This is a genomic window from Mycobacterium sp. P4_H6, assembly GCF_056400845.1.
Genome location: NZ_JBFUKN010000001.1, coordinates 99,769 through 124,632, shown reverse-complemented (window position 1 = coordinate 124,632; position 24,864 = coordinate 99,769). Strand labels below are relative to the sequence as shown.

23 protein-coding genes and 1 tRNA gene are annotated in these 24,864 nt (G+C 68.2%); 8 read left to right on the top strand and 16 right to left on the bottom strand.

What is annotated here, in order from left to right; genetic code table 11:
- Positions 1-45: 45 nt before the first annotated feature.
- Positions 46-729, bottom strand: a complete 684-nt coding sequence (locus AC1DTF_RS00530) for an HAD family hydrolase (RefSeq protein WP_477472622.1) — start codon at positions 727-729, stop codon at positions 46-48.
- Positions 730-804: 75 nt separating this feature from the next.
- Here AC1DTF_RS00530 and AC1DTF_RS00525 point away from each other — a divergent pair, with 75 nt between their 5' ends.
- Positions 805-1,602 carry an SDR family oxidoreductase gene (locus AC1DTF_RS00525; protein WP_477472621.1) on the top strand — a complete coding sequence of 266 codons (798 nt, stop codon included), beginning with the start codon at positions 805-807 and terminating at the stop codon, positions 1,600-1,602.
- Between the two features lie 3 nt (positions 1,603-1,605).
- Here the strand turns inward: AC1DTF_RS00525 and metH are convergent, their stop codons facing one another.
- Entirely contained in the window at positions 1,606-5,268 is a 3,663-nt protein-coding gene (metH, locus tag AC1DTF_RS00520) for a methionine synthase (RefSeq protein ID WP_235570679.1), read from the bottom strand.
- A gap of 409 nt (positions 5,269-5,677) precedes the next feature.
- Here metH and AC1DTF_RS00515 point away from each other — a divergent pair, with 409 nt between their 5' ends.
- On the top strand, positions 5,678-6,547 hold the full coding sequence (locus tag AC1DTF_RS00515; RefSeq protein ID WP_057165232.1) for a PAC2 family protein: 870 nt from the start codon (positions 5,678-5,680) through the stop codon (positions 6,545-6,547).
- Here the strand turns inward: AC1DTF_RS00515 and AC1DTF_RS00510 are convergent.
- From AC1DTF_RS00510 to AC1DTF_RS00495, 4 genes are all read right to left on the bottom strand, one after another.
- The gene (locus AC1DTF_RS00510) at positions 6,544-7,980 is read right to left on the bottom strand and encodes a DUF1254 domain-containing protein (RefSeq protein ID WP_477472620.1); all 1,437 of its coding nucleotides are present in this window, start codon (positions 7,978-7,980) and stop codon (positions 6,544-6,546) included. The two genes, AC1DTF_RS00515 and AC1DTF_RS00510, sit on opposite strands and share 4 nt — an antisense overlap.
- Entirely contained in the window at positions 7,977-8,858 is an 882-nt protein-coding gene (locus AC1DTF_RS00505) for an SDR family oxidoreductase (protein WP_477472619.1), read from the bottom strand. The genes AC1DTF_RS00510 and AC1DTF_RS00505 overlap by 4 nt, the downstream gene beginning before the upstream one ends.
- Before the next feature lie 29 nt (positions 8,859-8,887).
- A complete protein-coding gene (mshC, locus tag AC1DTF_RS00500) occupies positions 8,888-10,126 on the bottom strand; it encodes a cysteine--1-D-myo-inosityl 2-amino-2-deoxy-alpha-D-glucopyranoside ligase (protein WP_057165229.1) in 1,239 nt (412 codons plus the stop codon).
- 96 nt (positions 10,127-10,222) lie between these two features.
- The gene (locus tag AC1DTF_RS00495) at positions 10,223-10,954 is read right to left on the bottom strand and encodes a 3'(2'),5'-bisphosphate nucleotidase CysQ (protein WP_057165568.1); all 732 of its coding nucleotides are present in this window, start codon (positions 10,952-10,954) and stop codon (positions 10,223-10,225) included.
- Between the two features lie 130 nt (positions 10,955-11,084).
- On the opposite strand from AC1DTF_RS00495, the gene AC1DTF_RS00490 reads away from it, so the two are divergent.
- Complete coding sequence (locus tag AC1DTF_RS00490; protein ID WP_057165228.1) at positions 11,085-11,486, top strand: DUF2628 domain-containing protein; 402 nt, start codon at positions 11,085-11,087, stop codon at positions 11,484-11,486.
- Here the strand turns inward: AC1DTF_RS00490 and AC1DTF_RS00485 are convergent.
- The 5 genes from AC1DTF_RS00485 to AC1DTF_RS00465 are packed head-to-tail and all read right to left on the bottom strand — an operon-like array spanning position 11,483 to position 14,811.
- Positions 11,483-12,325 (bottom strand): SCO1664 family protein, encoded by an 843-nt coding sequence (locus AC1DTF_RS00485; RefSeq protein ID WP_057165227.1) that lies wholly within the window; start codon positions 12,323-12,325, stop codon positions 11,483-11,485. The two genes, AC1DTF_RS00490 and AC1DTF_RS00485, sit on opposite strands and share 4 nt — an antisense overlap.
- Positions 12,309-12,899 carry a DUF3090 domain-containing protein gene (locus AC1DTF_RS00480; RefSeq protein WP_057165226.1) on the bottom strand — a complete coding sequence of 197 codons (591 nt, stop codon included), beginning with the start codon at positions 12,897-12,899 and terminating at the stop codon, positions 12,309-12,311. Before AC1DTF_RS00480 ends, AC1DTF_RS00485 begins: the two co-directional genes overlap by 17 nt.
- Before the next feature lie 33 nt (positions 12,900-12,932).
- On the bottom strand, positions 12,933-13,616 hold the full coding sequence (locus AC1DTF_RS00475; protein ID WP_057165225.1) for a histidine phosphatase family protein: 684 nt from the start codon (positions 13,614-13,616) through the stop codon (positions 12,933-12,935).
- A gap of 16 nt (positions 13,617-13,632) precedes the next feature.
- Positions 13,633-14,463 (bottom strand): undecaprenyl-diphosphate phosphatase, encoded by an 831-nt coding sequence (locus AC1DTF_RS00470; protein ID WP_057165567.1) that lies wholly within the window; start codon positions 14,461-14,463, stop codon positions 13,633-13,635.
- Between the two features lie 36 nt (positions 14,464-14,499).
- Positions 14,500-14,811: a hypothetical protein gene (locus tag AC1DTF_RS00465; protein WP_057165224.1), complete on the bottom strand. Its 312-nt coding sequence runs from the start codon at positions 14,809-14,811 to the stop codon at positions 14,500-14,502.
- Positions 14,812-14,970: 159 nt separating this feature from the next.
- Between AC1DTF_RS00465 and AC1DTF_RS00460 the strand changes: the two genes are divergently transcribed.
- From AC1DTF_RS00460 to AC1DTF_RS00450, 3 genes are read left to right on the top strand one after another with little or no spacing between them, the layout of a single operon-like run.
- Positions 14,971-15,933 (top strand): YncE family protein, encoded by a 963-nt coding sequence (locus tag AC1DTF_RS00460; protein ID WP_477472618.1) that lies wholly within the window; start codon positions 14,971-14,973, stop codon positions 15,931-15,933.
- A 25-nt stretch (positions 15,934-15,958) separates the two neighbouring features.
- Positions 15,959-16,201, top strand: a complete 243-nt coding sequence (locus tag AC1DTF_RS00455; protein ID WP_057165222.1) for a DUF5703 family protein — start codon at positions 15,959-15,961, stop codon at positions 16,199-16,201.
- Positions 16,201-17,262, top strand: coding sequence for a quinone-dependent dihydroorotate dehydrogenase (locus tag AC1DTF_RS00450; RefSeq protein ID WP_477472689.1), 1,062 nt, complete (start codon positions 16,201-16,203; stop codon positions 17,260-17,262). Before AC1DTF_RS00455 ends, AC1DTF_RS00450 begins: the two co-directional genes overlap by 1 nt.
- Here the strand turns inward: AC1DTF_RS00450 and AC1DTF_RS00445 are convergent.
- Positions 17,259-17,792, bottom strand: coding sequence for a YbhB/YbcL family Raf kinase inhibitor-like protein (locus AC1DTF_RS00445; protein ID WP_477472617.1), 534 nt, complete (start codon positions 17,790-17,792; stop codon positions 17,259-17,261). The genes AC1DTF_RS00450 and AC1DTF_RS00445 overlap by 4 nt on opposite strands.
- Positions 17,793-17,804: 12 nt before the next feature.
- A complete protein-coding gene (locus AC1DTF_RS00440) occupies positions 17,805-19,148 on the bottom strand; it encodes a M20/M25/M40 family metallo-hydrolase (protein WP_057165220.1) in 1,344 nt (447 codons plus the stop codon).
- Positions 19,149-19,267: 119 nt separating this feature from the next.
- On the opposite strand from AC1DTF_RS00440, the gene AC1DTF_RS00435 reads away from it, so the two are divergent.
- Positions 19,268-19,353 (top strand) — tRNA-Leu (locus tag AC1DTF_RS00435).
- 7 nt (positions 19,354-19,360) lie between these two features.
- On the opposite strand, the gene AC1DTF_RS00430 is transcribed toward AC1DTF_RS00435, so the two are convergent.
- Together AC1DTF_RS00430 and AC1DTF_RS00425 are read right to left on the bottom strand one after the other, a co-directional pair.
- Positions 19,361-21,868: an excinuclease ABC subunit UvrA gene (locus AC1DTF_RS00430; RefSeq protein ID WP_477472616.1), complete on the bottom strand. Its 2,508-nt coding sequence runs from the start codon at positions 21,866-21,868 to the stop codon at positions 19,361-19,363.
- A gap of 2 nt (positions 21,869-21,870) precedes the next feature.
- Entirely contained in the window at positions 21,871-22,713 is an 843-nt protein-coding gene (locus tag AC1DTF_RS00425; RefSeq protein ID WP_477472615.1) for a helix-turn-helix transcriptional regulator, read from the bottom strand.
- Between the two features lie 95 nt (positions 22,714-22,808).
- On the opposite strand from AC1DTF_RS00425, the gene ilvD reads away from it, so the two are divergent.
- Positions 22,809-24,653 carry a dihydroxy-acid dehydratase gene (gene ilvD, locus AC1DTF_RS00420; protein WP_477472614.1) on the top strand — a complete coding sequence of 615 codons (1,845 nt, stop codon included), beginning with the start codon at positions 22,809-22,811 and terminating at the stop codon, positions 24,651-24,653.
- On the opposite strand, the gene AC1DTF_RS00415 is transcribed toward ilvD, so the two are convergent.
- A complete protein-coding gene (locus AC1DTF_RS00415; RefSeq protein ID WP_477472613.1) occupies positions 24,650-24,859 on the bottom strand; it encodes a hypothetical protein in 210 nt (69 codons plus the stop codon). The two genes, ilvD and AC1DTF_RS00415, sit on opposite strands and share 4 nt — an antisense overlap.
- Between the last annotated feature and the right edge of the window lie 5 nt (positions 24,860-24,864).

Genomic DNA, 24,864 nt, shown 5'->3' with positions numbered 1-24,864 from the left:
AAAAACTCACCGCGATCATGACTCGGTGCGCACTCCCAGACGGGGTCAGGCGGTGCGTTCGCCGAGTTCGGTTCCCAGATCGGCGTGCACGTCCCGGAGCTGGGCCACACTGAGTTCGGCCAACGACTCGGCATGACGGCGCCGCGGACCCGCAGGCACCTCGATCTCGTTGGGGATCACCAGCACTGCACATCCGGCGGCTTCGGCGGCCGTGGTGCCGGTCACCGAATCCTCGACGGCCAGGCAGTGCTCGGGTTGCAGACCCAGCAACGCGGCGGCCCGCAGGTACGGGTCCGGAGACGGCTTGCCCGTGGGCACCTCGTCCCCGCACACGGTCACCGTGAAGTAGTGGCGGCCGATGCTGTTGAGGGCCTTCTCGGTGAGCGCTCGGCGGGTGTTGGTCACCAGCGCCATCGTCACACCGTCGGCGGCGAGTTCGTCGAGCATCTCGCGCGCGCCCGCACACCACGGCAGGCCGGTCTCGAAAAGCTCACCGACATAGTCGTGCAACCAGTCGGCGGTACGGGCGATGTCGGCGGGATCGGGGTCCAGACCGAGGTCGGCGTACACGATCTGCATCACGACCTCACTGGACCCACCGATGGTGGTGGCGCGCACCTCGTCGCTCAGCTCCCGGCCGTGCCGGCGATAGAGCTCCTGGAGGCCGATATCCCAAAGCTTTTCGGAGTCGACGAGGGTGCCGTCCATATCCCACAGCACTGCACGCATGTCCCCGATTGTCTCATTGATCGTGGCAGGCCGGAAAACCTGAGCAGCTCGGCGGACACGGCTAGCGTGGTCGCCATGACGGTTCTTGTGACGGGCGCCACCGGCAACATCGGCCGCCGGGTCGTCGATCGACTACTCGACCTGGGTGTCCCGGATATCCGGGCCCTGACCTCCGATCCGGCGAAGGCGGATCTGCCCGCCGGTGTGGAAGTGCTCACAGGATTTCTGGGCAGGCCCGAGACGCTGTCGCCCGCGCTCGCCGACGTCGACCAGATCTACCTGGCGCCGTTCCCGCGCACCATCGGCATCACCTGCGAGATGATCGCCGCCGCCCGGGTGAAATATGTGGTGGCGCTCTCCGGGGCCGCGCACTGGCAGGAACAGGCCGACCGGATCGCCGCCACCCCGGTGGCCAGCACCCAATTGGGCCCCGGCGAGTTCTGCGAGAACTTCGCCATGTGGGCTCCGCAGATCAAGACGGGTGTGGTGCGCGACCTCGCGCCCGACGCGATTCAGTCACCGGTGTCCATGGACGACATCGCCCGGGTCGCCGCGCACCTGCTGGCCGCTCCGCAGGACGCTCACCTGGGCCAGATGTACGAGCTGACCGGACCGGAAGCCATCACGCGTGCGGAGATCGCCCGCCAGATCGGCGCCGGCCTCGGMACACCCGTGCGGATGCAGCGGTGCGACCGGGCCGAGGCCGAGGCGCTGCTGCGGCCGGTGATGGGCGCCGGCGTGGACTGGTACCTGGACCTGTTCGACGGCGAGTCGGGACCGCAGCACGCCAACGACCTGGTCGAGCGGCTGACCGGCACCCCCGCGCTGTCGATGACACAGTGGGCGGCGGCCAACGCCGAACAGTTCGCCTGAGCCTCAGTCCTCCGGGTTGTAACCGAGGTTGGGTCCGAGCCAGCGCTCGGCTTCCTGCAGCGTCCAGCCCTTGCGCTTGGCGTAGTCGGCGACCTGATCCTGGGCCATCCGGCCGACCACGAAGTACTGCGACTGCGGGTGGCTGAAGTACCAGCCACTGACGGCGGCGCCGGGCCACATCGCCATCGACTCGGTGAGTTCGATGCCGGTGCGCTCCTTGACGTCCATCAGCTCCCAGAGCGTCGCCTTCTCGGTGTGCTCCGGGCAGGCCGGGTAGCCGGGCGCCGGGCGGATTCCCCGGTACTTCTCCGCGATCAGCGCCTCGTTGTCGAGCTGCTCGTCGGGCTGGAATCCCCAGAACTCCTTGCGGACCCGCTGGTGCATCCGTTCGGCGAACGCCTCGGCCAGCCGGTCGGCGAGCGACTCCAGCAGGATCGCGCTGTAGTCGTCGTTGTCGGCCTTGAACGCGGTGATCTTGTCACCGCTGCCGAGCCCGGTCGTGACGGCGAAGGCGCCAATGAAATCGGCGGCTCCAGTCTCTTTGGGTGCGACGAAGTCACCCAGTGACCGGTTCGGGATGCCGTCTCGGTGCTCGCCCTGCTGGCGCAGGTTGAACAGCTTCGTCTTCACCTCGGTGCGGGTCTCATCGGTGTAGACCTCGATGTCGTCGCCCACGGCGTTCGCCGGGAAGAAGCCGATCACCCCGTTGGCGGTCAGCCACTTCTCCTTGATCAGGGTGTCGAGCATCTCCTGGGCGTCGTCGTACAGCTTGCGGGCTGTCTCGCCGGAGACCGGGTTGTTGAGGATGTCGGGGAAGCGGCCCTTCATCTCCCAGGCGTTGAAGAACGGCTGCCAGTCGATGTACTCGCGCAGCTCGGCGAGGTCATAGTCCAGGAATTCGCGCACGCCGAGACCCTGCGCGGGTACCGGCGGGGTGTAGCCGTCCCACTCGATCGGCGTCCGGTTGGCGCGCGCCTTCTCCAGCGTCAGCATCGGCCGCTCGCTCTTCTGGGCGTGCCTCTCGCGCAGCGACGCGTAATCCTTCTCGGTGGCCTCCAGCAGGGCCGGCCGCTGCTTGTCGTCCAGCAGCGCCGCGGCGACCGGCACCGAGCGGGACGCGTCCTTGACCCACACCACCGGACCGCTGCGACGCGGCGACACCTTCACCGCGGTGTGGGCGCGCGATGTGGTCGCCCCGCCGATCAGCAGCGGGATCTCCAGGCCTTGGCGCTCCATCTCGACGGCGAAGTTGACCATCTCGTCCAGGGACGGGGTGATCAGGCCGGACAGCCCGATGATGTCGGCGTTGTGCTCCTTGGCCGCGTCCAGGATCTTCTGGGCGGGCACCATCACCCCGAGGTCGATGACCTCGTAGTTGTTGCACTGCAGCACGACCCCGACGATGTTCTTGCCGATGTCGTGGACGTCGCCCTTGACCGTCGCCATGATGATCGTGCCGTTGGTGTCCTTGGCCGCTGTGGTGCCGTTCTGCTCCTTCTCGGCCTCGATGTACGGAAGCAGGTAGGCAACGGCCTTCTTCATCACCCGCGCCGACTTCACCACCTGGGGCAGGAACATCTTGCCCGCGCCGAACAGGTCGCCGACGACGTTCATGCCGTCCATCAGCGGACCCTCGATCACCTCGATCGGCCGCCCTCCGGCGCCCTCGATCTCGGCCCGCAGTTCCTCGGTGTCGGCGTCGACGTCGGCGTCGATGCCTTTGACCAGAGCATGCGTGATCCGCTCGCGCACCGGCAGGCTGCGCCATTCCGCGGCCACCGGATCGTCGGCCTTCTCGGAACTGTTGAACCGCTCCGCGATCTCCAACAGCCGTTCGGCCGCGTCCGCGCGACGGTTCAGCACCACGTCCTCGATGCGGTCGCGCAGCTCGGGATCGATCGAGTCGTAGGGCACGAGCGCGCCGGCGTTGACGATGCCCATGTCCAGGCCCGCCTTGATGGCGTGGAACAGGAACACCGCGTGGATCGCCTCGCGCACAGGGTTGTTGCCGCGGAACGAGAACGAGACGTTGGAGATGCCGCCGGAGATGTGCACCCCGGGCAGGTTCTCCTTGATCCAGGCGCACGCCTCGATGAAGTCGATCCCGTAGGTCGCGTGCTCCTCGATACCGGTGGCCAGCGCGAAGCAGTTCGGGTCGAAGATGATGTCCTCGGCCGGGAAACCGACCTCTTCGGTCAAGATCTTGTAGGCACGCCCGCAGATCTCCTTGCGGCGCTCCAGGTTGTCGGCCTGCCCCTGCTCGTCGAAGGCCATCACGACGACGGCGGCGCCGTACTTGCGGCACAACCGGGCCTCGCGGACGAACTTCTCCTCGCCCTCCTTCATGGAGATCGAGTTGACGATGGGCTTGCCCTGCACGTTCTTCAGGCCCGCCTCGATGACCTCCCACTTGGAGGAGTCGATCATCACCGGGACGCGACTGATGTCCGGCTCGGACGCGATCAGCTTGGTGAACCGGTCCATCGCGGCAACGCCGTCGATCATGCCCTCGTCCATGTTGATGTCGATGACCTGCGCACCGACCTCGACCTGCTGCAGGGCCACCGACAGGGCGCTGTCGTAGTCCTCGGCCTTGATCAGGTTGCGGAACCGGGCGGAGCCGGTGATGTTGGTGCGCTCACCGATGTTCACGAACAGCGAGCCGTCGGTGATGTTGAGCGGCTCCAGGCCCGAGAGCCGGGTGGCCACCGGGATCTCCGGCAATGTGCGCGGAGCTACGCGCTCGACGACCTTGGCGATCTCGGCGATGTGCGGCGGCGCCGTTCCGCAGCACCCACCGACCAGGTTGACCAGGCCGGCCTCGGCGAACTCCTTGATGTAGCCGGCCTGGGCCTCCGGGGATTCGTCGTACTCACCGAAGGCGTTGGGCAGGCCGGCGTTCGGGTAGCAGGAGACGAAGGTGTCCGCGATCCGCGCCACCTCGGCGATGTAGGGCCTCATCTCCGGCGCACCCAGGGCGCAGTTGAGACCCACCGCGAGCGGCTTCGCATGCCTGATCGCGTTCCAGAACGCCTCGGTGACCTGGCCGGACAGCGTCCGCCCCGAGGCATCGGTGATGGTGCCCGAGATGATGACCGGCCAGCGGCGGCCGCGCTCCTCGAAGAGCGTCTCGATGGCGAACACCGCGGCCTTCGAGTTCAGCGAGTCGAAGATCGTCTCGACGATGATGATGTCGGATCCACCGTCGACCAGGCCGTTGGCGGCCTCGAGGTAGGCGGCGACCAGCTGGTCGTAGGAGACGTTGCGGGCTCCGGGGTCGTTGACGTCCGGCGAGATCGACGCGGTCCGCGTCGTCGGCCCCAGCGCGCCCGCCACGTAGCGGGGCTTGTCCGGGGTGCTGAACTCGTCAGCTGCTGTGCGGGCCAGGGCAGCGCCGGCGTAGTTCAGCTCATAGCTCAGGTCCGCCATGTCGTAGTCGGACAGCGAGACCGCGTTCGCATTGAACGTGTTGGTCTCCAGGATGTCCGCACCCGCCTCGAGGTATTCGCGGTGGATCGCCTCGATGATCTGCGGTTGCGTCAGCGTGAGCAGGTCGTTGTTGCCCTGCAGCGCGGTCGGCCATTCCGTGAACCGGTCGCCGCGGTATCCGGCCTCGTCGGGCCGGTCGCGCTGGATCGCCGTGCCCATCGCGCCGTCGATCACCATGATCCGCCCACGCAGCGCGGCGGTCAGTTCGTCGGTGCAATCGGGGCGGATGTTCGGCACAAAGGTGTCCGGCGCAGAGACGTCCGATTTCGCGGCGTTCACAGGGCACTCCTTCCGTAGCGGAAGGCGTCCTTAACTCTGCCGAGCGTGGCGGACCCCGGTGGTACCCGGATCCGTTGCAACGCCTCTCGACCAGAAAAGTCTACGTCGTCTTTCCACCGAGTTTCGGACGCCGTCTCGTGGCTGTGATCGATCTGCCGGCACTGGCATGGTCGCCACGATCAACCGTCTTGTCGCCGAGGGTATTTCATCTGGACGCGGTGACCGCCGTGGGGCGGGGTATCCGCCGGCAAATCGCCGCGCGGCCCGCTGCAGCTCATCACCGCGATGCAGGGCTTACGCTGGCAGTGTGACACCGTCGGATGCGAGCGTGCCCGGCCTGCCGGACCTGCAGAACACAGTCGTCGTGGCCGCCTTCGAGGGCTGGAACGACGCCGGTGACGCGGCCAGCGGAGCACTGGAACACCTGGACTCCATCTGGGAGGCCGAGACCATCGTCGAGATCGACGACGAGAGTTACTACGACTACCAGGTGAATCGTCCGGTCATCCGGCAGATCGACGGGGTCACCCGCGAGTTGGTGTGGCCGTCGATGCGCATCTCGCACTGCCGCCCGCCCGGCAGCGACCGTGACATCGTGCTGATGCACGGTGTCGAGCCGAACATGCGGTGGCGCACCTTCTGCGCCGAGCTGCTGGCCATCGCCGACAAACTCAACGTCGACACCGTGGTCATCCTGGGTGCGCTGCTGGCCGACACCCCGCACACCCGGCCCGTGCCGGTGTCCGGCGCCGCCTACTCGTCGGACTCGGCGAAGTTCTTCGGCCTCGAGGAGACCCGCTACGAGGGCCCGACCGGTATCGCCGGGGTGTTCCAGGACGCCTGTGTGCAGGCCGGTATCCCGGCCGTGACGTTCTGGGCCGCCGTCCCGCACTACGTGTCGCAACCACCCAACCCCAAGGCCACCGTGGCGCTGCTGCGCCGCGTCGAGGACGTTCTCGACATCGAGGTCCCGCTGGCCGACCTGCCGACCGCGGCCGAGGAGTGGGAGGAGGCGGTCACCGAGATGACCGCCGAGGACGAGGAGATCGCCGAGTACGTGCAGTCCCTGGAGGAACGCGGCGACGCCGAGGTCGACATGAACGAGGCGGTCGCCAAGATCGACGGGGACGCCCTGGCCGCCGAATTCGAGCGGTATCTGCGCAGGCGGGGCCGCTAGACCTTCGCCGGCACTGGTGCCTTCCAGGTGCCGTTCAGCGCGTCCGGCTTGGGCCAGTACAGCCGCAGTATCAGGGTGAACGGTCCCTCCGGAGCGGGCAGCCAGTTGGACTCCTGGTCCGGTCCTGGCGAATCGCGCTGGATGCGCAGGGTGTAGCCGCCGTCCGGGTCGGCCTTCAGGTTGGGCAGCATCGCCGAATTGATCAGGTACCGGTTGAGCGGATTCTGCACGAGTTGGCTGGCGGGCAGCTCGTACATGGTCAGCGACCAGAACGCGTTCACCGGGGGCAGCTGATCGGGTGCGAACCGGTAGGTGTACTCCCCCGCACCGGTCAGCGGTGCGCCCGCGGAATCCTTCGCGGCGACGGGATAGATGGCCTCGGCGGCGGTGTTCCCGTAGATGCCCAGCGCCGCACCGGCCATCCGGTACAGGTAGTTGCCCTTGAGTTCCTGGCGGGTGCCGAACAGCTGGGCGGAGGTGACCTTGCCGGTGTCGATCTCGTTTTTGGTGAAGTCGGCGAGCTCGGTGTTGGCGTCGGCCATGGCGCTCACGATTGCCTCGCGCGCTTCGGGGGTCAGCTGGTCGGCGTCGAAATCTCCGTCGGCGCCGATGCCGATCTGGGCGAACCGGTCCCGGAGCGCCTGCTCCTCGGGCAGTGCCGGGGTGAACTTCATGACGAAGTTGAGGATTTCGAAGAACTGCGGGGAGGTGCGCTGTTGATCCGGGGTCAGCGGTGGCACGAAGTCGATCGCCGGCGCGGGGGCGGGCGACGGCTGGTTCAGGAACACCGACAGCGGCGCCACCTGGTAGCCGGCCTGGATCTTCTTCACGTTCTCCAGATCGGACGGCCCGAACAGCTGAGTGCGGTACAGCACGAACGCCAGGTCGGTGTCCGAACGGATCACCTCGTCGATGCCCTCGGGCTTCTCGCCCTGCCAGCCCGGACCGGCGAGCAGGTATCGCCCGCCGCCGTTGCCGGTGGTCCGGCTGCCCACATAGGCGAAATTGCTGGTGTAGCCGTCGACGAACTGCAGCGAGTAGTAGCGGTCCTGTTCGATCGGCGGCACCGTGAGGACCAGCGGTTCGGCGCGCAGATCGGCGCCGACGGCGGAGTACGGGGTGTCCGAGTTCGGTGTCTGGATGGCCGTGTCGGCGGGTGTGTAGACCCGGGCGGTGTTGTGGATCTCGTTCCATCCGCCCTTGTATTCGGGGTTCTGCTTGTCCACGAAGTAGGCGTACTGGACCCGGTAGTTGTCCACCATCGGGAACCCGTAGATGTAGGCGTCCTTGGCGATGGCGCGGAGCTGATCGAGGTCCACCGGCTGTTCCTGCGGGGCCGTGGTGCCCGACGGTGCCGCTTCGGGTTCCTTGTCCGGGGTGCTGCAGCCGGCCACGCAGGCGATCAGGGCCAGCACCCACAGCAGGCGGGTCACCGCTGTTCCAGCGATTCGATGCGGGCGCTGGTGGAGCGGCCCAGGGTGGCGACCTCGGCGTCGAGCTTCGGCAGCAGTTCGGGGGCGAACTTGCGGATGTCGCGCTCACCGATCGGCGTCGACACCAGGGGCCGGATCCAGCGGAAGGCGCCGACCCAGCGCGGGCAGTAGATCCGCTTCTTGCGACCCTCGATGCCCTTGACGAACGCGGCACCGCACTCGGTGACCGTGGTGGTCTTCTTCAACGGCCCGGGCATCCGGGTGAGCATCTCGCGGAAGGTGGACAGGTCGGCCTTGGCGTCCTGCACCAGCGGGGTGTCGATCCAGCTCATGTGCGCCGATCCGACGTCCACGCCGCGATGGGCGACCTCCAGGCGCAAGGTGTTGGCAAAGTACTCGGCGCCGGCCTTGGAGGCGTGATAGGCCGCGAGCCCGGGTGCCGAGGTGAACGCCGCCAGCGAGGACACCACCAGCACGTAGCCGCGCCGCTCGATGACCGAGGGCAGGGTGGCGCGCACGGTGTTGAACACCCCGACGACGTTGATGTCGATGACCCGCCGGAATGCCTCGGGATCCACCTGCAGCACCGAACCGAAGCTGGCGATGCCGGCATTGGCGACCACGACGTCGATACCGCCGAATCGGGCGACGGCTGCGTCGGCGGCGCGCTGCATGGCTGCCAGATCCCGTACGTCGGCCAGCGCGGTCAGCACGTGCGCGTCACCGCCGAGTTCGTCGGCCAGTTCGGCCAGCGGCGCCGGGTCGAGGTCGGTGAGCACCAGGTTGGCGCCCTTGCGGCGCAGCCGGCGGGCCACCTCCGCTCCGACACCGCGTGCGCCGCCGGTGATGAGGACGACCTTGCCGTTGAGTGAACCCATGGCGGCAAACGTACCGCCCGCGGTGGTGATTAGAGCTTTACACCCAGCAGCGCGTCGACGGCCGTGGCCACCAGCCGGGGCGCGGTGGTGTCCGAACCACCGTAGGTGAGCGCATCGGTACACCAACCATCCAGGGCGGCAAGCGCTTTCGGAGTGTCCAGATCGTCGGCCAGGTACTGGCGGACCCGGCTCAGCACATCGGTGGCATCCGGTCCGGCCGGCAGCGCGACCGCGGCGCGCCACTGCCGCAGGCGGGCGTCGGCCTCCTCGAGTACCGCCGGGCTCCAGAAGCGGTCCTCGCGGTAGTGCCCGGCGAACAGACCCAGCCGCACCGCACCCGGATCGACACCGTCGGCACGCAACCGGGACACCAGCACCAGGTTTCCGCGGCTCTTGCTCATCTTGTGGCCGTCCCATCCGATCATGCCGGCGTGGACGTAGTGACGGGCGAATCTGCGCTCCCCCGTGACGGATTCGGCATGTGCGGCGGAGAACTCATGGTGCGGGAAGATCAGGTCCGATCCGCCGCCCTGGATGTCCAGCTCCGTGCCGATGCGGTCGAGCGCGATCGCGGCGCATTCCACGTGCCATCCCGGCCTGCCGTCGCCGAAGGGTGAGGGCCAGCTGGGCTCGCCGGGACGCTCGGCGCGCCACAGCAGCGCGTCCAGCGGGTCGGTCTTGCCCGCCCGGTCCGGGTCGCCGCCCCGCTCGGCGAAAAGCCGCGACATGGTCTCGTGGTCGTAGCCCGACTCGTAGCCGAACTGGGTGGTGGCGTCGGCACGGAAATAGATGTCGGGGTACTGCGCGTCGTCGACGACGTAGGCGGCCCCGGAGGCCAGCATCTTCTCCACCAGGGCGATCACCTCGGCGATGGCGTCGGTGGCGGCCACATAGTCACGCGGGGGCAGCACCCGCAGCGCCGCCATGTCCTCGCGGAACAGCTGGGTCTCGCGGTCGCCGAGCTCGCGCCAGCCGATACCGTCGCGGGCCGCGCGTTCGAACAGCGGGTCGTCGACATCGGTGATGTTCTGCACGTAGTGCACGTCGTGGCCGGCGTCCCGCCATACCCGGTTGATCAGGTCGAAGGTCAGGTATGTCGCCGCATGCCCGAGGTGGGTCGCGTCGTAGGGGGTGATTCCGCAGACGTACATGGTGGCGGTCTGACCTGGGGATACCGGGCGAACCTGGCGGTCGGCGGTGTCGAAGAGCCGCAGTGGCACACCCGTACCGGGCAACGTGGGAACGGTCGGCGCCGGCCAGGACTGCATGACGTCGACTCTAAGGTGTTCGGTCACCGATGCCTTCCGATGGTGTGGTCACTCATGGGAACCGACAAGTTCGTACGCGATTCCATTCCCGGCGGCTCAGAACGCGGCGTGGATGGTTTCCAGCAGCGGCCCGGCCAGCTCCGTCCGGCACATCAGCAGATCGGGCAGATACGGGTCGCGCCGGTTGTAGATCAGCGGTGCCCCGGCCAGGCGTGAGGCATGCAGACCGGCGGCCTGCACCACCCCGGCGGGTGCCGCCGAATCCCATTCCCACTGCCCGCCGGCGTGGATGTAGGCGTCGACGTCGCCGCGCACCACCGCCATCGCCTTGGCGCCCGCCGAGCCGATGCGGACCACCTCGATGTCCAGATGCTCACGTAGCCACCACAGCACGGCCGGTGGCCGGTAGGTGCTGGCCGTGATGCGGATGGGTCCCTCGCGGCGCGGCGGCGGTGCCTGCACCGTGTCGGTCCGGTAGACCTCGCCGACCGCGGGCAGCGCCACTGCGGCGTCGGTGATCGAGCCTTCCGGTGTGCCGTTGCGCTGCCACAGCGCGATGTGCACCGCCCAGTCGGCGTGCCCTGCCATCGAGAACTCCCGGGTGCCGTCGACGGGGTCGACGATCCACACCCGGTCGGCGTCCACCCGGGAGCGGTCGTCGACGGCCTCCTCGGAGAGCACCGCATCCCCGGGCCGCAACTCGGCAAGACGTTTCAGGATCAACACATTGGCGCGGCGGTCCCCGGCGTCCCCGAGGTCATAGGAGTCGTAGAAGCCGACCTCCTCGCGGACGGCCAACAGCAGTTCACCGGCTTCGGCGGCCACCATCGCGGCCACCGCGGCGTCGGTCTGCTCAGCGGGATTCACCGACTCAGTATTGCGTGCGCGGGAAACGCCCCACGGCACCGCCCGATGAATGAGGATGATGCCCGACACCCAGGATCGAAAGGCACGGCACATGACCGCACCCGAAGCCGGCGAGCTCGCCGCAAGCTGGCAGCGCCGGTTCGCCTTCTTCGACCTCTATGGTCTGCCCAACTCGAATCCGGTGGCCAAGGCGGCGTACCGCACGCTGCCGTTCTGGGACAAGGTGCGGCTGACGTCCAACGTGTGGGCGTTCCTGTTCGGCTTCCTCTACTTCTATGTGAAAGGCATGTGGCGCAAGGGAACCACGATCCTGGGCGCCGGTGTCGGGATCGGTGTCGCCCTGTCGGTGCTGCAGGCGCCGAACTTCCTGTCCCAGGCCGTCACCTTCGGTTTCGCCGGCGCCATCATGACGACCGCCAACTACGCCTACTACCTGCACATCCGGGGCAGCCAGTCGTGGAATCCGTTCGAGGGGTTCGGTCCGCGCGGCTAGAACGCCGGCCACGGGATCGGCCGGTGCCGATCCGGTGTCGGCATCACCGGACGCTCCAGCAGGCCAACAACTCTGGCTCTGAGTGCGGCGACCTCGCCGGCGGTGATGTGCTCCCGGAGCTGATCGGCCAGATCGCCGTTCAGCTGCTCGCGCAGGGTCGCGATCGCGGCCAGCGAGTCGTCGTCGACCGGTTTTCCGGCCCAGCCCCACAGCACGGTCCGCAGCTTGTCGTCGGTGTGCAGGCTCACACCGTGATCCACGCCACGCACGCTGCCGTCGACCCCGGCCAGGATGTGGCCGCCCTTGCGGTCGGCGTTGTTGATCAGCACGTCGAAGATCGCCATCCGGCGCAGCCGGTCGTCGTCGGCGTGCACCAGGGTGACCGGGTCGCCGGCGTAGTCGTAGGCCTGCAGGATCGCCAGGTAACCGGGCGGCACATGGCCGGCGGGCAGCAGGTCCACCAGGTCGGGTTCGCCCGGGTCGTCGTCGGCCCCCGCCTCGTCGTCCTGGACGTCTTCGGTGAGCGCGTCGCCGGGCTGGTCCACCCAGCGTTGCACCATCCCGGGCCCGGCCGGTCCTTCACGGATGATGGTGTGCGGCACGACATCCCACCCCAGCGCGGCCGACACCAGATAGGCGCTGCGCTCGCGGCCGGCCAGCGTGCCGTCGGGGAAGTCCCACAGGGGGGCCTCGCCGGCGATCGGCTTGTAGACGCAGTGCACCTGCTGGTCCCCCACCTGCGCCTCGCACAGGAAGGTGGCATTGCTCGCGGAGCGGATACGGCCGATGACGGTGAGGTCGCCGTCGGTCAGTACCTGCTCCTCAGAACGGGGGTTCATCTTCTTCGACCGCACCGAACGCGCCGCGCCGGTAGCCGTTGGTGCGGACGCAGATGTGCCCCTCGGGGTCCAGTGGCTCATCGCACAGCGGACACGGTGGCCGGCCCGCCGAGATGACGCGGTTGGACCGGGTGGCGAACTCGCGCGCCGATTCCGGGCTCAGGAACACCCGGACCGCGTCCGGACCGTCTTCGGCATCATCGAGCACCACGGAGGCGTCGAACTCGGTTTCGGAGACCGCGAGCAGTTCGACCACCACGGTCTGCGCCTCGGAGTCCCAGCCGAGCCCCATCGTGCCGACCCGGAATTCGGAATCGACCGGGGTGAGCAGCGGATGCAGGTCGCCGACCTCGCCGGTGTCGGGCGGGATCGGGGTGCCGAATCGCCGGTTGATCTCCACCAGCAGCGCCGAGATCCGTTCGGCGAGCACCGCCACCTGCTGTTTTTCCAGCATCACCGACACCACCCGCTTGTCGTGTACCGCCTGCAGGTAGAACGTTCGGTTCCCGGGCTGCCCGACGGTCCCGGCCACGAAGCGGTCGGGTGTGCGGAAGACGTGGATTGCGCGGGCCATGGCACCTTTCAAAATACCGGTAGCGGGGCTACCTCAATCGGTGGAGCCGCCGACAACCGCATCCGATTCCGGAGCGGCGGCGGGCTTGGCGCTCAATGCCGCGGTCAACCCGCTGCCGGTGTGGTTGACATGCAGCACGAACGGACGGGTGTCGGTGTAGCGGATGACGCTCATGGAGGCGGGGTCGGCGGTGATGCGCTGAAAGGTGTCCAGGTGGGTCCCCAGCGCGTCGGCCAGCACCGCCTTGATCACGTCACCGTGCGTGCAGGCCACCCACAGCACGTCCCCGCCGTGTTCGGCGGCCAGATTGCGGTCGTGCTCGCGGATCGCGGTCACCGCCCTGGCCTGCACCTGCGCCAGTCCCTCACCGTCGGGGAAGACCGCTGCGCTGGGTTGCTGCTGAACCACCTTCCACAACGGCTCCTTGACCAGTTCACCGATCGTGCGGCCGGTCCAGCTGCCGTAGTCGACCTCGATGATGCGGTCCTCGACGACCGGCTGCACCCCGAGTGCCGCCGCCAACGGCTCCACGGTCCGCTCGCAGCGCAGCAGCGGCGAGCGGACGATGGCCTTGACCGGCAGGTCACCGATCCGGGTGACCACGGTCTGGGCCTGTTCGCGGCCCTTGTCGTCGAGGTCGACGCCTTCGGAGCGGCCGGCCAGGGTGTGCGCGGTGTTCGATGTCGAGCGGCCGTGCCGCAGCAGGATGACGGTCATGAAGGTCCTTTTTCCGTTACTGCGCGGCCAGCACGCCGGTGGCGAGCAGAACCAGGACGAGCGTGCCGAGGATGATCCGGTAACCGACGAACCAGTACATGCTGTGGCGCACCAGGAACCGCAGGAACCAGGCGACCGCGGCATAGCCGACCACGAACGCGATGAGCGTGCCGACCACGATCTGGGCAACCGTGGCACTCATTCCCGAGGCGCCGGGTTCGAAAACGTGACGCAGTTCGTACAGTCCGGACCCGAGCACCGCCGGGATGGCCAGCAGGAAGCCGAAACGTGCCGCGGCCTCGCGTTTCTGGCCCAGGAACAGCCCGGCGCTGATGGTGACCCCGGACCGGGAGACGCCCGGGATGAGGGCGAGTGCCTGCGCCGACCCGATGATCAGGCTGTCGCGCCAGGTGAACTGCTGGATGTCGCGGGTCTGCTTGCCGAGATATTCGGCCGCGGCGATGACGAATGAGAAGACGATGAGTGCGGTGGCGATGATCCACAGATTCCGGATGTCGTCGCGGATGAAGTGCTGCAGGGTGAAGCCGAACACGCCGATCGGCACGGTGCCGATGATCACCCACCACCCGAGCCAGTAGTCGGGGGTCCGCCGCGCCGCGTCGGTGAGTCCGGCGAACCAGGCCGTCAGGATGCGGCCGATGTCCCCGGCGAAATAGATCAGGACCGCCACCTCGGTGCCGATCTGCACGACGGCGGTGAAGGACGCGCCCGCGTCCCCGCCGAAAAAGGCCTCCGACACGATCGCGAGGTGGCCCGACGACGACACCGGCAGGAACTCGGTCAGCCCTTGCACCACGGCAAGCACGACGACCTGCAACCACGACATCTCCGCCACGCGGACGACCGTACCGTGGGGTTGTTGTCAGCGTGCTGTGCGTACCGGCTCGGCTCCGGCGACGGCATCGCGGACGGCGGCGGCTACGCTGCGCTCATCGGTGACGTCGATATCGGTCAGGCTGCGGGTGGCGATGGCGACGATGTCCTCGTCCTGCGGGACCGGTCCGCTCAGCCGCGGGCGATACACCTCGACGACCAGGAATTGCCGGTCTTCGACGTGAAAGGAGAAGCTACGGCCATCGCCGAGCGCGCCGAATCCGCTGGCATGCACGCCTGTCGAGATGTCCTCGATGGCAAAATCGTCTGCCGTCAGATCCGTTCCCGGGGCCAGGGTCATATTTCGCACCCTACCGTCAATTTGATGTCGGTGTCCGGCTTGGGTTTGTTTGCCTAAAATTTGAAAACGGAATCACCGCAACAACGAAATCAGGAGTTTTTGGGGCCATTGCATACGAAATCCGGATTCCAGCTCCTGACGGCTGGGGTATTGGCCCTGGTGACCGCATTTGCTTCGGCATGCTCATCGAACCCCGCCGATTCGCCACCACCGACGATTCCCGTCGCACAGCCCGCGGTATCGCCGCCGGTCACCGGCGTGTCGGACGGTGTGGTGAAACCGCTTTCCGCACCGGGAACCGCGGCCTTCTTCGATATCCGCACCTCCGCGCTCGTCGTGCTCGGCCCCGCCGATCAGCTCACGGTGCTGCCGACCGACGGGCCGACCCGCACCCTCGCCCTGCCCGCGGAGGCCACCGCCCTCACCGGTGACGGCAGCGGTGAGGTCTGGCTGTCCACCCGGGGTGGGTATCTGCGGGTGAACGTCGCCGCGGCGGCCGCCACCCCGGTGGAGGTCGACGGCCACGCCGATACCGAGTTCACCGCCATCGCCCGGCACGACGACGGCCGTCTGGTGCTCGGCAGCGCCGACGGCACCCTCTACACCCTGCGCTCGGACACCGAGGTCGGCGCCACGCTGAAGAAGTTCGCGCGGGTGGACGTCCTTGTCGCACAGGATGACTCGATGGTGGTGCTGGACCGCGGCCAGACCTCGGTCACCGAGATCGACGGTGACGGAGCGGCCTCCGAGCAGGCGCTGCGGGCCGGTGAGGGTGCGACCTCGATGGCGACGGATCCGGCCGGCCGGGTGCTGGTCACCGACACCCGGGGCGGCGCGCTGCTGGTCTACGGCACCGAGCCGCTGATCCTGCGCCAGCGCTACCCCGTGCACGACGCGCCGTACGGGGTGACCGGGTCGCCGGACCTGGCGTGGGTGTCACAGACGGCGACCAACACCGTCGTTGGTTACGATCTGGCCACCGGAATACCCGTCGAGAAGGTGCGTTATCGAACTGTGCAGCAACCCAACACCCTGGCCTTCGACGGCGCCACGAACACCCTCTATGTGGTGTCGGGCTCCGGTGCCGGAGTGCAGGTGATCACCGGGGCGACGCCCCGATGATGCCCGCGGCGAGGAGGAGAATCTCATGAGCACAGTGCAGCGCGGACGGATGCCGGCCGGATGGGCCTCCGATCTCTCCGACGAGTACGACTGGGTACCGCTGCGGCTCCCTCCCGACGTCACCCGCCTGTCGGCGTCGGTGCGGTTGTCGATCGAGGCGCAGTACCGGGGCTGGGAGCTGACCCGGGTGCGTCTCTACACCGACGGCAGTCGCCGGGTGCTGTTGCGCCGCAAGAAGTCCGTCCTCGGCGATCAGCCGGCACTGTGATCTATCGGCTGCTTCGACAGGCTTTCTTCCAGGTCGACCCCGAACGCATCCACACGTTCGTGTTCGCGGCGCTGCGCCTGGCCACCCGGCCCGGTATCGCGCGCCGCCGGTTGTCCGCCGGCCTGGCGCCGCAGGACCCGGTGCTGGCCAGCACCGTCTGGGGAGTGCGTTTCCCCGGCCCGCTCGGGCTGGCCGCCGGTTTCGACAAGGACGGCCACGGCCTGGCGGCCTGGGGTGCGCTGGGGTTCGGGTACGCCGAGGTCGGCACGGTGACCGCGCAGGCGCAGCCGGGAAACCCGAAACCGCGGATGTTCCGGCTGGCCCAGGACCGCGCCCTGCTCAACCGGATGGGTTTCAACAATCACGGCGCCGGCGCGCTCGCGGTGCAGCTGACCCGGCACACCGCGGACGTCCCGATCGGCGTCAACATCGGCAAGACCAAGGCGACACCGGCCGAGCGGGCCGTCGAGGACTACGCCGAGAGCGCCCGGCTGGTCGGCCCGCTGGCGTCCTATCTGGTGGTGAACGTGAGTTCGCCGAACACCCCGGGACTGCGCGACCTGCAGGCGGTGTCCTCGCTGCGGCCCATTCTGGCCGCCGTCCGGGAAGCGACCTCCACGCCGGTGCTCGTCAAGATCGCACCGGATCTCTCGGACGCCGATATCGACGAGATCGCCGATCTGGCAGTCGAACTGGATCTGGCCGGCATCGTGGCGACCAATACCACCGTGTCCCGCGAAGGCCTRCGCACCCCGGGGGCCGCCGACCTCGGAGCGGGCGGCGTGTCCGGCGCACCGGTCGCCGCCCGGTCCCTGGAGGTGCTGCGCCGCCTCTACGGGCGCGTCGGTGACCGCCTGGTGCTGATCAGCGTCGGCGGTATCGAGACGGCCGACGACGCCTGGGAACGCATCATCTCCGGTGCCACCCTGCTGCAGGGCTACACCGGGTTCATCTACGGCGGTGGCTTGTGGGCCAAGCAGATTCACGACGGGGTCGCCCGCAGGCTGCGTGAGGGCGGCTACGCCTCGCTGTCCGAGGCGGTCGGCGCCGCGACCCGCTAGTTCTGCTCGTAGGTGGCGTGGATGACCGCGCGGGCGATCGCCTGGCCGAACAGGTTGAAGCCGAGGTAAGCCGGGGTGGCGCCGTCGGGCAGGTCCAGGCTCTCGACGGGCAGCGCATGCACCGCGATGTAGTAACGGTGCGGTCCGTGCCCGGCCGGTGGCGCGGCACCGATGAACCGCTTCTGGCTCGCGTCGTTGGCAAGGGTGACCGCGCCGCCGGGCAGCGGGTCACCGTTGCCGGCATCGGCGGGCAGCGACGTCACGTCGACCGGCAGGTCGGCGACCGCCCAGTGCCAGAAACCGGATGCGGTCGGGGCGTCCGGGTCGTACACCGTCACCGCGAAGCTGCGGGTCTCCTCGGGAAAGCCCGACCAGCTCAGCTGCGGCGAGATGTCCGCACCGCCGGCGCCCATGATGCCGCTGACCTGATCGTTGCCGAGCGGCTGTCCGTCGGTGACGGTCTCCGAGGTCAGCGTGAATGTCGGCAGTTGCGGCAGGTTGTCATACGGTGAGGAAGTCACGGCGCTCATTTTGCCTTTCGCTCAGCAGTTGGTCAGAAAGTGTTCGAGAACCTTCGCCCCGAACTCTAGTGCGTCCACGGGTACCCGTTCGTCGACGCCATGGAACAGCGATGCGAAATCGAGGTCGGCGGGCAGCCGCAGCGGAGCGAAACCGAAGCAGCGAATTCCCAACCGCTGGAACGACTTCGCGTCGGTACCACCGGACATCATGTACGGCACGGTGCGTGCCTCCGGGTCGAGCGTCAGCAGCGAGGCGTTCATCTGATCCACCAGATCGCCGTCGAACGACGTCTCATAGGACGGCAGGTCGCGCTCCCAGCTGCGCACCACGTTCGGGCCGATGAGCTCGTCGACCTCACGCTCGAAGGCCGCGCGCCTACCCGGCAGCACCCGGCAGTCCAGCACCGCCTCGGCGGTGGCCGGGATGACGTTGGCCTTGTAACCGGCCTTCAGCATGGTCGGGTTGGCGGTGTCGCGCAGCGTGGCCCCGATGATGCGGGCGATACCGCCGAGCTTGGCGATGGTGCCGTCCAGGTCCGGCGAGTTCAGGTCGAACTCGTAGCCGGTCTCCTCGGAGATCGCGGTGAGGAACTGCTCGACGGGCTCGCTGAGAATCAGCGGGAACTGATGTCGGCCCAACCGGGCGACCGCCTCGGCCACCTCGGTGACGGCGTTGTCGTCGTGCACCATCGAGCCGTGCCCGGCCCGCCCGCGGGCGGTCAGCCGCATCCAGGCCAGGCCCTTCTCCGCGGTCTCGATCAGGTAGAGCCTGCGTTCGCCGCCGTCGCGGCGCGGCACGGTCAGAGAGAACCCGCCGACCTCGCCGATGGCCTCGGTGACACCCTCGAACAGGTCCGGCCGGTTGTCGACCAGCCACTGGGCGCCGTAGGTGCCACCGTGCTCCTCATCGGAGACGAAGGCGAACACCAGATCGCGCGGCGGCACGATGCCGTGGCGTTTGAAGTGCCTGGCGACCGCGATCATCATGCCGACCATGTCCTTCATGTCGACCGCGCCGCGTCCCCACACGTAGCCGTCCTTCACCGCGCCGGAGAACGGGTGCACGCTCCAGTCGGCGGGTTCGGCGGGCACCACGTCCAGGTGGCCGTGGATCAGCAGCGCGCCGCGGTCGGGGTCGGCACCGGCCAGTCTCGCGAACAGGTTGCCGCGGCCCGGGGCGCCCGCTTCGAGGTATTCGGTCTCATAGCCGACCTCGCGCAACCGGTCGCCCACCCACTGCGCACAGTCGGCCTCGCCTTTGGTGGTCGCCGGGTCGCCGGTGTTGGACGTATCGAATCGGATCAGGGCGCTGACGAGGTCGACGACCTCGTCCGCGCTTGTCGGGGGCACGCTCACAGTCACCATTCGTACCACCGCAGCGACTCCCCCGGGCGGGGTGGCGCACCGCCGGCGACGGTCTGGTTTGGGCCAGACCGCCTCCATCCGTTAGCCTTAGTCGCTCCGTGCCGATGGCACGGCGCAATGTCCGAGTGGCGGAATGGCAGACGCGCTAGCTTGAGGTGCTAGTGCCCTATTAACGGGCGTGGGGGTTCAAGTCCCCCCTCGGACACACATCCTCACACGTGCTTCGCCAGGTAAGGCGCAGTACGGCTTCCCTTGGCTGCCGCGACCTGTCGGGGTGAGCCGGTGGCCACCACGGTGCCACCGTCATCGCCCCCGCCGGGCCCGAGATCGATCACATGATCCGCCCCGGCCACCACCCCCATGTCGTGCTCGGCGACCACCACGGTGTTGCCGGCATCCACCAGGCGGTGCAGTTGCGCGACGAGCAATTCGACATCGGCGGGGTGCAGTCCGGTGGTCGGCTCGTCGAGCACGTACAACGTGTGCCCGCGGCGGGCGCGCTGCAACTCGGTGGCCAACTTGATCCGCTGGGCCTCCCCACCGGACAGTTCGGTGGCGGGTTGGCCCAGCCGCAGATAGCCCAGGCCCACTTGGCGCAGTGTGGTCAGACTTCTTGCCGCACTGGGGATCTCGGAGAGAAAATCCGCCGCCTCGTCGACGGTCATCGCGAGCACCTCGGCGATGGTGCGCTCCCGGTAGCGCACCTCCAGTGTCTCCTCGGAGTAGCGGGCCCCGCCGCAGGTCGGACAGGAGGCGTAGGTGCCCGGCAGGAACAGCAGTTCGACGGCCACGAAACCCTCGCCCTGGCAGGTCTCGCAGCGGCCCTCGGCGACGTTGAACGAGAACCGGCCGGCACTCCAGCCGCGTCGGCGCGCCTCCTCGGTATCGGCGAAGGCCTTGCGGACGGCGTCGAACATGCCGGTGTACGTCGCCAGATTGGACCTCGGCGTCCGCCCGATCGGACGCTGGTCGACGGTCACCAGACGGTCGACGGCCTCGACGCCAGTCGCGACGACACCGACGCTGGCATCCGTGTCGATGTCCAGCAGCTCGCTCTCGGCGTCGGTCACCTCCGCGTCGGAGACATCGGCCGCGCCGCCGCCGAGGTGGCGCGCCACCACATCGCCGAGCACCTTGCAGACCAGGGTCGACTTCCCCGAACCGGACACACCGGTGACCGCGATGAAGCTGCCCAGCGGTAGGGCCACCTCGACATCCTGCAGATTGTGAAAGGAAATATGCTGCAGGCACAGCATTTCCGACGATTTCCTGGGTGCGCGAGCGGCCGGGACGGCGCTGTCGAACAGGTGACGTCGGGTCACCGACGATTCGACATCGGCGAGCCCGGCCACCGGCCCGCTGTAGAGCACCTCACCGCCGAGTTCACCGGCACCGGGCCCGACGTCGACGATCCAGTCCGCGCGGCGCACCACATCCATGTCGTGCTCGACGACGAACAACGAGTTGCCCGCCCGCCGGAGCCGGTCGAGTACCTCCAGCAGCGGCTCGGCATCGGCGGGATGCAGGCCCGCCGACGGCTCGTCGAGCACGTAGAGCACGCCGAACAGCCCCGCCCGCAGCTGGGTGGCCAATCGCAGACGTTGCAACTCCCCCGGCGATACGGACGGGGTGCGCCGGTTCAGGCTCAGGTACCCGAGGCCGAGATCGACCAGGATGGCGATGCGCGCCACCAGGTCGGCGGCGATCATCGTGGCAACCTCGGTGAACTCCCCGGATTCGGTGGACTCGTAGGCGGCCTCGAACTGGGTGCGGGTGGCCGCAGGCGTCAGCACCTCGGCGAGCACGGTGAGCGGCATCGCGGTGAGCTCGGCGATGTTGCGGCCGGCGAAGGTCACCGCGAGCGCTTCGGGGCGCAGTCCCGAGCCCCCGCACACCGGGCAGTCGGCGCTGTCGACGTACTGCAGCACCCGTCGGCGCATCATCGCGCTCTGCGAGTTGGCCAGGGTATGGCGGACGTGTCGTTCGGCGCTGGAATAGGTGCCGTTGTAGTAGTAGTCGGCGGTGACCGGGTGCTGGCTGGGATCGATCTCGACCGTCGGCTGCTCTTCGGTGAACAGGATCCAGTTCCGTTGGCGTTTACTGAGTTTGCGCCACGGCTTGTCGATGTCGTAACCCAGGGTGATGAGGATGTCGCGAAGGTTCTGGCCCTGCCAGGCACCGGGCCACGCGGCCACCGCCCCCTCACGGATGGTCAGCGTCGGGTCGGGAACCAGAGTCTCCTCGGTGACACGGTGAATGCGGCCGAGCCCGTGGCATTCCGGGCATGCCCCCGCCGTCGTGTTCGGGGAGAAGGCATCGGAGTCCAGCCGCACCGTCGCGCCCGGCGGGAACGTGCCGGCGCGCGAGAACAGCATCCGCAACAGATTCGACAAGGTGGTCACGGTGCCCACCGTCGACCGTGAGCTGGTCGACCCGCGGCGCTGTTGCAGCGCCACCGCCGGTGGCAGGCCGGTGATGTCATCGACTTTCGGCGCATCACTGGGCAGCAGCAGCCGACGGGCATACGGGGCAACGGATTCGAAGTAGCGGCGTTGCGCTTCGGCATAGATGGTCCCGAACGCCAGCGAGGACTTCCCCGACCCCGACACCCCGGTGAACGCCACGAAGGAGTTGCGGGGTGCGGCCATGTCGACCGCCCGCAGGTTGTGCACCCGGGAGGCGTAGACGCGCACCTGCGGGTCGATCGCGTCCTGCTCCATGTCTACCCCCTGCTCTCGGACTGGCTGATCAACTGTGTCAAGCGTTCGGAGGCACTGCTTCCCGGCAGCGGTAGGTACGCGACGATCTGTATCCCGGGTGCGTCCGCGGGAGTCAGCTGATGATGTTCGAGGAGCAGTTCGCCGACGCCGGGGTGGAAGAATCTGCGCTCCCGGGACGCGAAGCGCTCGACACTGCTCGCCATCCACTCCGCGGCGAAATGCGCACTTCCTTCGCGGAGACGTTCGACCAGCTGGGTGTAGGAGGGTTCCCCGACCCGGGACCCGGCCTCGGCGCGGAACTCGGCCAGGAACCGTCGGCTGTCGGTTTCCCAGTCCGGCAACAGCTCCCGGATCGCGGGATCCATGAACACCAGCCAGAGCAGATTGCGGTCGGCAGGGTCGGTGACGGCGATGTTGGGGTACAGGGCCGCGTACGCCGCGTTCCAGGCTGCGATGGTCCATGTGGGTCCGATCGCAAAGGCCGGGTAGCCGGCAAGAGCGTCCAGAAATCGTTGGATGTGTGGCGGCGTGGGGCCTGCAGAGACGGTCGGGTCGGACGTGTGGCCGCCGAGGGCGAGCACGTAGTCATGCTCGGCCCGGGTCAGTCGCAGCGCACCGGAAATCGCGTCGAGCACCTGCTTGGAGGGATTGATATCGCGTCCCTGCTCCAGCCAGGTGTACCAGGTGACGCTCACCCCGGCGGACAGCGCGACTTCTTCGCGGCGCAGCCCGCTGGTGCGCATCCTGGGCACCTCGGGAAACCCCAGCTCGTCGCGCGGCGCGGCCTCTCTGCGGGCACGCAGGAACGCGCCGAGGGCGAGCCGCTGCTGCGCGCGCTTGTCCATAACCGCCAGCCTATTCCCGGCCTCAGACTGGTAGTGCCGGTACTAGCATCAGCGCCGTCTTCTCTGTGGCCCCGCTCGCTGCGACTGTAGGTGCCATGCCCGAATTGAGGTCACGTACGGTCACCCACGGTCGCAACATGGCCGGAGCGCGCTCGCTGCTGCGCGCCGCCGGTGTGGCCGGTTCCGATATCGGCAAGCCGATCGTCGCGGTGGCCAACAGCTTCACCGAGTTCGTGCCCGGGCACACCCACCTGCAGCCCGTGGGCCGGATCGTGTCCGAGGCCATCTCGGCCGCCGGTGGGGTGCCGCGCGAGTTCAACACCATCGCCGTGGACGACGGGATCGCCATGGGTCATGGCGGCATGCTGTATTCGCTGCCCTCGCGCGAACTGATCGCCGACTCGGTGGAGTACATGGTCAACGCGCACTGCGCCGACGCCCTGGTGTGTATCTCCAACTGCGACAAGATCACTCCCGGCATGCTGATGGCGGCCCTGCGACTGAACATCCCCACCGTCTTCGTCTCCGGTGGCCCGATGGAGGGCGGCACCGCCGTCCTGGTGGACGGCACCGTGAAGACCCGGCTGAACCTGGTGTCCGCCATCGCCGACGCCGTCAACACCGATGTCTCCGATGACGACATCGCCCGCATCGAGGAAGCCGCCTGCCCGACCTGCGGTTCGTGCTCGGGCATGTTCACCGCGAACTCGATGAATTGCCTCACCGAGGCACTCGGCCTGGCCCTGCCCGGCAACGGTTCGGTGCTGGCCACCCACACCGCGCGCCGCGCCCTCTACGAGAAGGCCGGCAGCACCGTGATGGACATCGTCCGGGCCTACTACGACCGCGACGACGCGAGCGTGCTGCCGCGCGCCATCGCCACCCGCGACGCCTTCGACAACGCGATGGCGCTCGACATCGCCATGGGTGGCAGCACCAACACGGTGCTGCACCTGCTGGCCGCCGCCCGTGAGGCCGAACTGGACTACACCCTCGAGGACATCGAGAAACGCAGCCAGATGATCCCCTGCCTGTGCAAGGTCGCCCCCAACGGCCACTATCTGATGGAGGACGTGCACCGCGCCGGCGGTATCCCCGCGATCCTCGGCGAACTGTGGCGGGGCGGGCATCTGCACGAGACCGTGCACACCGTGCACGCAGGATCGATGGCGGAGTGGTTGCGCGCGTGGGATATCCGGGGTGGTTCCCCCTCGGCGGAGGCCGTCGAACTGTTCCACGCCGCGCCGGGGTGTGTGCGCTCAGCGACCGCGTTCTCCCAGTCCGAGCGGTGGGAGAGCCTGGACACCGACGCCGAAAACGGGTGCATCCGCGACCTGCAGAACGCCTACTCCGCCGACGGCGGGCTGGCGGTGCTGCGCGGCAACCTGTCGGTGGACGGCTGCATCGTCAAGACCGCGGGCGTCGACGAGAGCATCTGGAAGTTCTCCGGACCGGCCGTGGTGCTGGAATCCCAGGAGGATGCGGTGGACGCCATCCTGAACAAGCGGGTGCAGCCCGGAGATGTCGTGGTGATCCGTTACGAGGGGCCCAAGGGCGGCCCGGGTATGCAGGAGATGCTCTATCCGACAGCCTATTTGAAGGGCCGTGGCCTCGGCGCCCAGTGTGCGTTGATCACCGACGGCCGGTTCTCCGGCGGCACGTCGGGCCTGTCCATCGGCCACGTTTCCCCCGAGGCGGCCGCCGGCGGCACCATCGCGCTGGTGGAGAACGGTGACCTGATCACCATCGACATCCCGCACCGCAGCATCCAGGTCGATGTCCCCGATAAGGAACTGGATCGCCGGCGCATCGCGCTGGAGGCCGCCGGTGGCTACAAGCCCAAGAACCGCGAGCGCACGGTGTCCGCGGCGCTGCGCGCGTATGCGGCGCTGGCGCTGTCCGCGGACAAGGGCGCCGTGCGGGATGTCGACGCCGTTTAACCGGCCAGCGCGACATCTCCACGGTGCACGTGCACGCACGCACGTTTGGGTCCCCACACGGTGGGGACGTCGAAGCAGACCACTTTGGGCTGCCCGAACAAGGTCGTCTCCTCGACCGTGCCGGCAGCACCCTCGGGAACCGTCTGAACGTCCATTTCGTCGATCTCGCGGCGGGCGRTCACCACGTCACCACTGTGCCAAGCCATTTCTA

What these genes read in the sequence shown, in the direction of transcription:
- mshC (WP_057165229.1), bottom strand. Translation starts at nt 10,126, where the DNA reads ATGCAGTCCTGGCCGGCGCCGACCGTTCCCACGTTGCCCGGTACGGGT.
- AC1DTF_RS00490 (WP_057165228.1), top strand. Translation starts at nt 11,085, where the DNA reads ATGACCGCACCCGAAGCCGGCGAGCTCGCCGCAAGCTGGCAGCGCCGG.
- AC1DTF_RS00505 (WP_477472619.1), bottom strand. Translation starts at nt 8,858, where the DNA reads ATGGGTTCACTCAACGGCAAGGTCGTCCTCATCACCGGCGGCGCACGC.
- AC1DTF_RS00475 (WP_057165225.1), bottom strand. Translation starts at nt 13,616, where the DNA reads ATGACCGTCATCCTGCTGCGGCACGGCCGCTCGACATCGAACACCGCG.
- AC1DTF_RS00485 (WP_057165227.1), bottom strand. Translation starts at nt 12,325, where the DNA reads ATGAACCCCCGTTCTGAGGAGCAGGTACTGACCGACGGCGACCTCACC.
- metH (WP_235570679.1), bottom strand. Translation starts at nt 5,268, where the DNA reads ATGGTGATCGACGGCGCGATGGGCACGGCGATCCAGCGCGACCGGCCC.
- AC1DTF_RS00440 (WP_057165220.1), bottom strand. Translation starts at nt 19,148, where the DNA reads ATGGTGACTGTGAGCGTGCCCCCGACAAGCGCGGACGAGGTCGTCGAC.
- AC1DTF_RS00530 (WP_477472622.1), bottom strand. Translation starts at nt 729, where the DNA reads ATGCGTGCAGTGCTGTGGGATATGGACGGCACCCTCGTCGACTCCGAA.
- AC1DTF_RS00495 (WP_057165568.1), bottom strand. Translation starts at nt 10,954, where the DNA reads ATGGTGGCCGCCGAAGCCGGTGAACTGCTGTTGGCCGTCCGCGAGGAG.
- AC1DTF_RS00465 (WP_057165224.1), bottom strand. Translation starts at nt 14,811, where the DNA reads ATGACCCTGGCCCCGGGAACGGATCTGACGGCAGACGATTTTGCCATC.
- AC1DTF_RS00480 (WP_057165226.1), bottom strand. Translation starts at nt 12,899, where the DNA reads ATGGCCCGCGCAATCCACGTCTTCCGCACACCCGACCGCTTCGTGGCC.
- ilvD (WP_477472614.1), top strand. Translation starts at nt 22,809, where the DNA reads ATGCCCGAATTGAGGTCACGTACGGTCACCCACGGTCGCAACATGGCC.
- AC1DTF_RS00425 (WP_477472615.1), bottom strand. Translation starts at nt 22,713, where the DNA reads ATGGACAAGCGCGCGCAGCAGCGGCTCGCCCTCGGCGCGTTCCTGCGT.
- AC1DTF_RS00445 (WP_477472617.1), bottom strand. Translation starts at nt 17,792, where the DNA reads ATGAGCGCCGTGACTTCCTCACCGTATGACAACCTGCCGCAACTGCCG.
- AC1DTF_RS00455 (WP_057165222.1), top strand. Translation starts at nt 15,959, where the DNA reads ATGAGCACAGTGCAGCGCGGACGGATGCCGGCCGGATGGGCCTCCGAT.
- AC1DTF_RS00430 (WP_477472616.1), bottom strand. Translation starts at nt 21,868, where the DNA reads ATGGAGCAGGACGCGATCGACCCGCAGGTGCGCGTCTACGCCTCCCGG.
- AC1DTF_RS00470 (WP_057165567.1), bottom strand. Translation starts at nt 14,463, where the DNA reads ATGTCGTGGTTGCAGGTCGTCGTGCTTGCCGTGGTGCAAGGGCTGACC.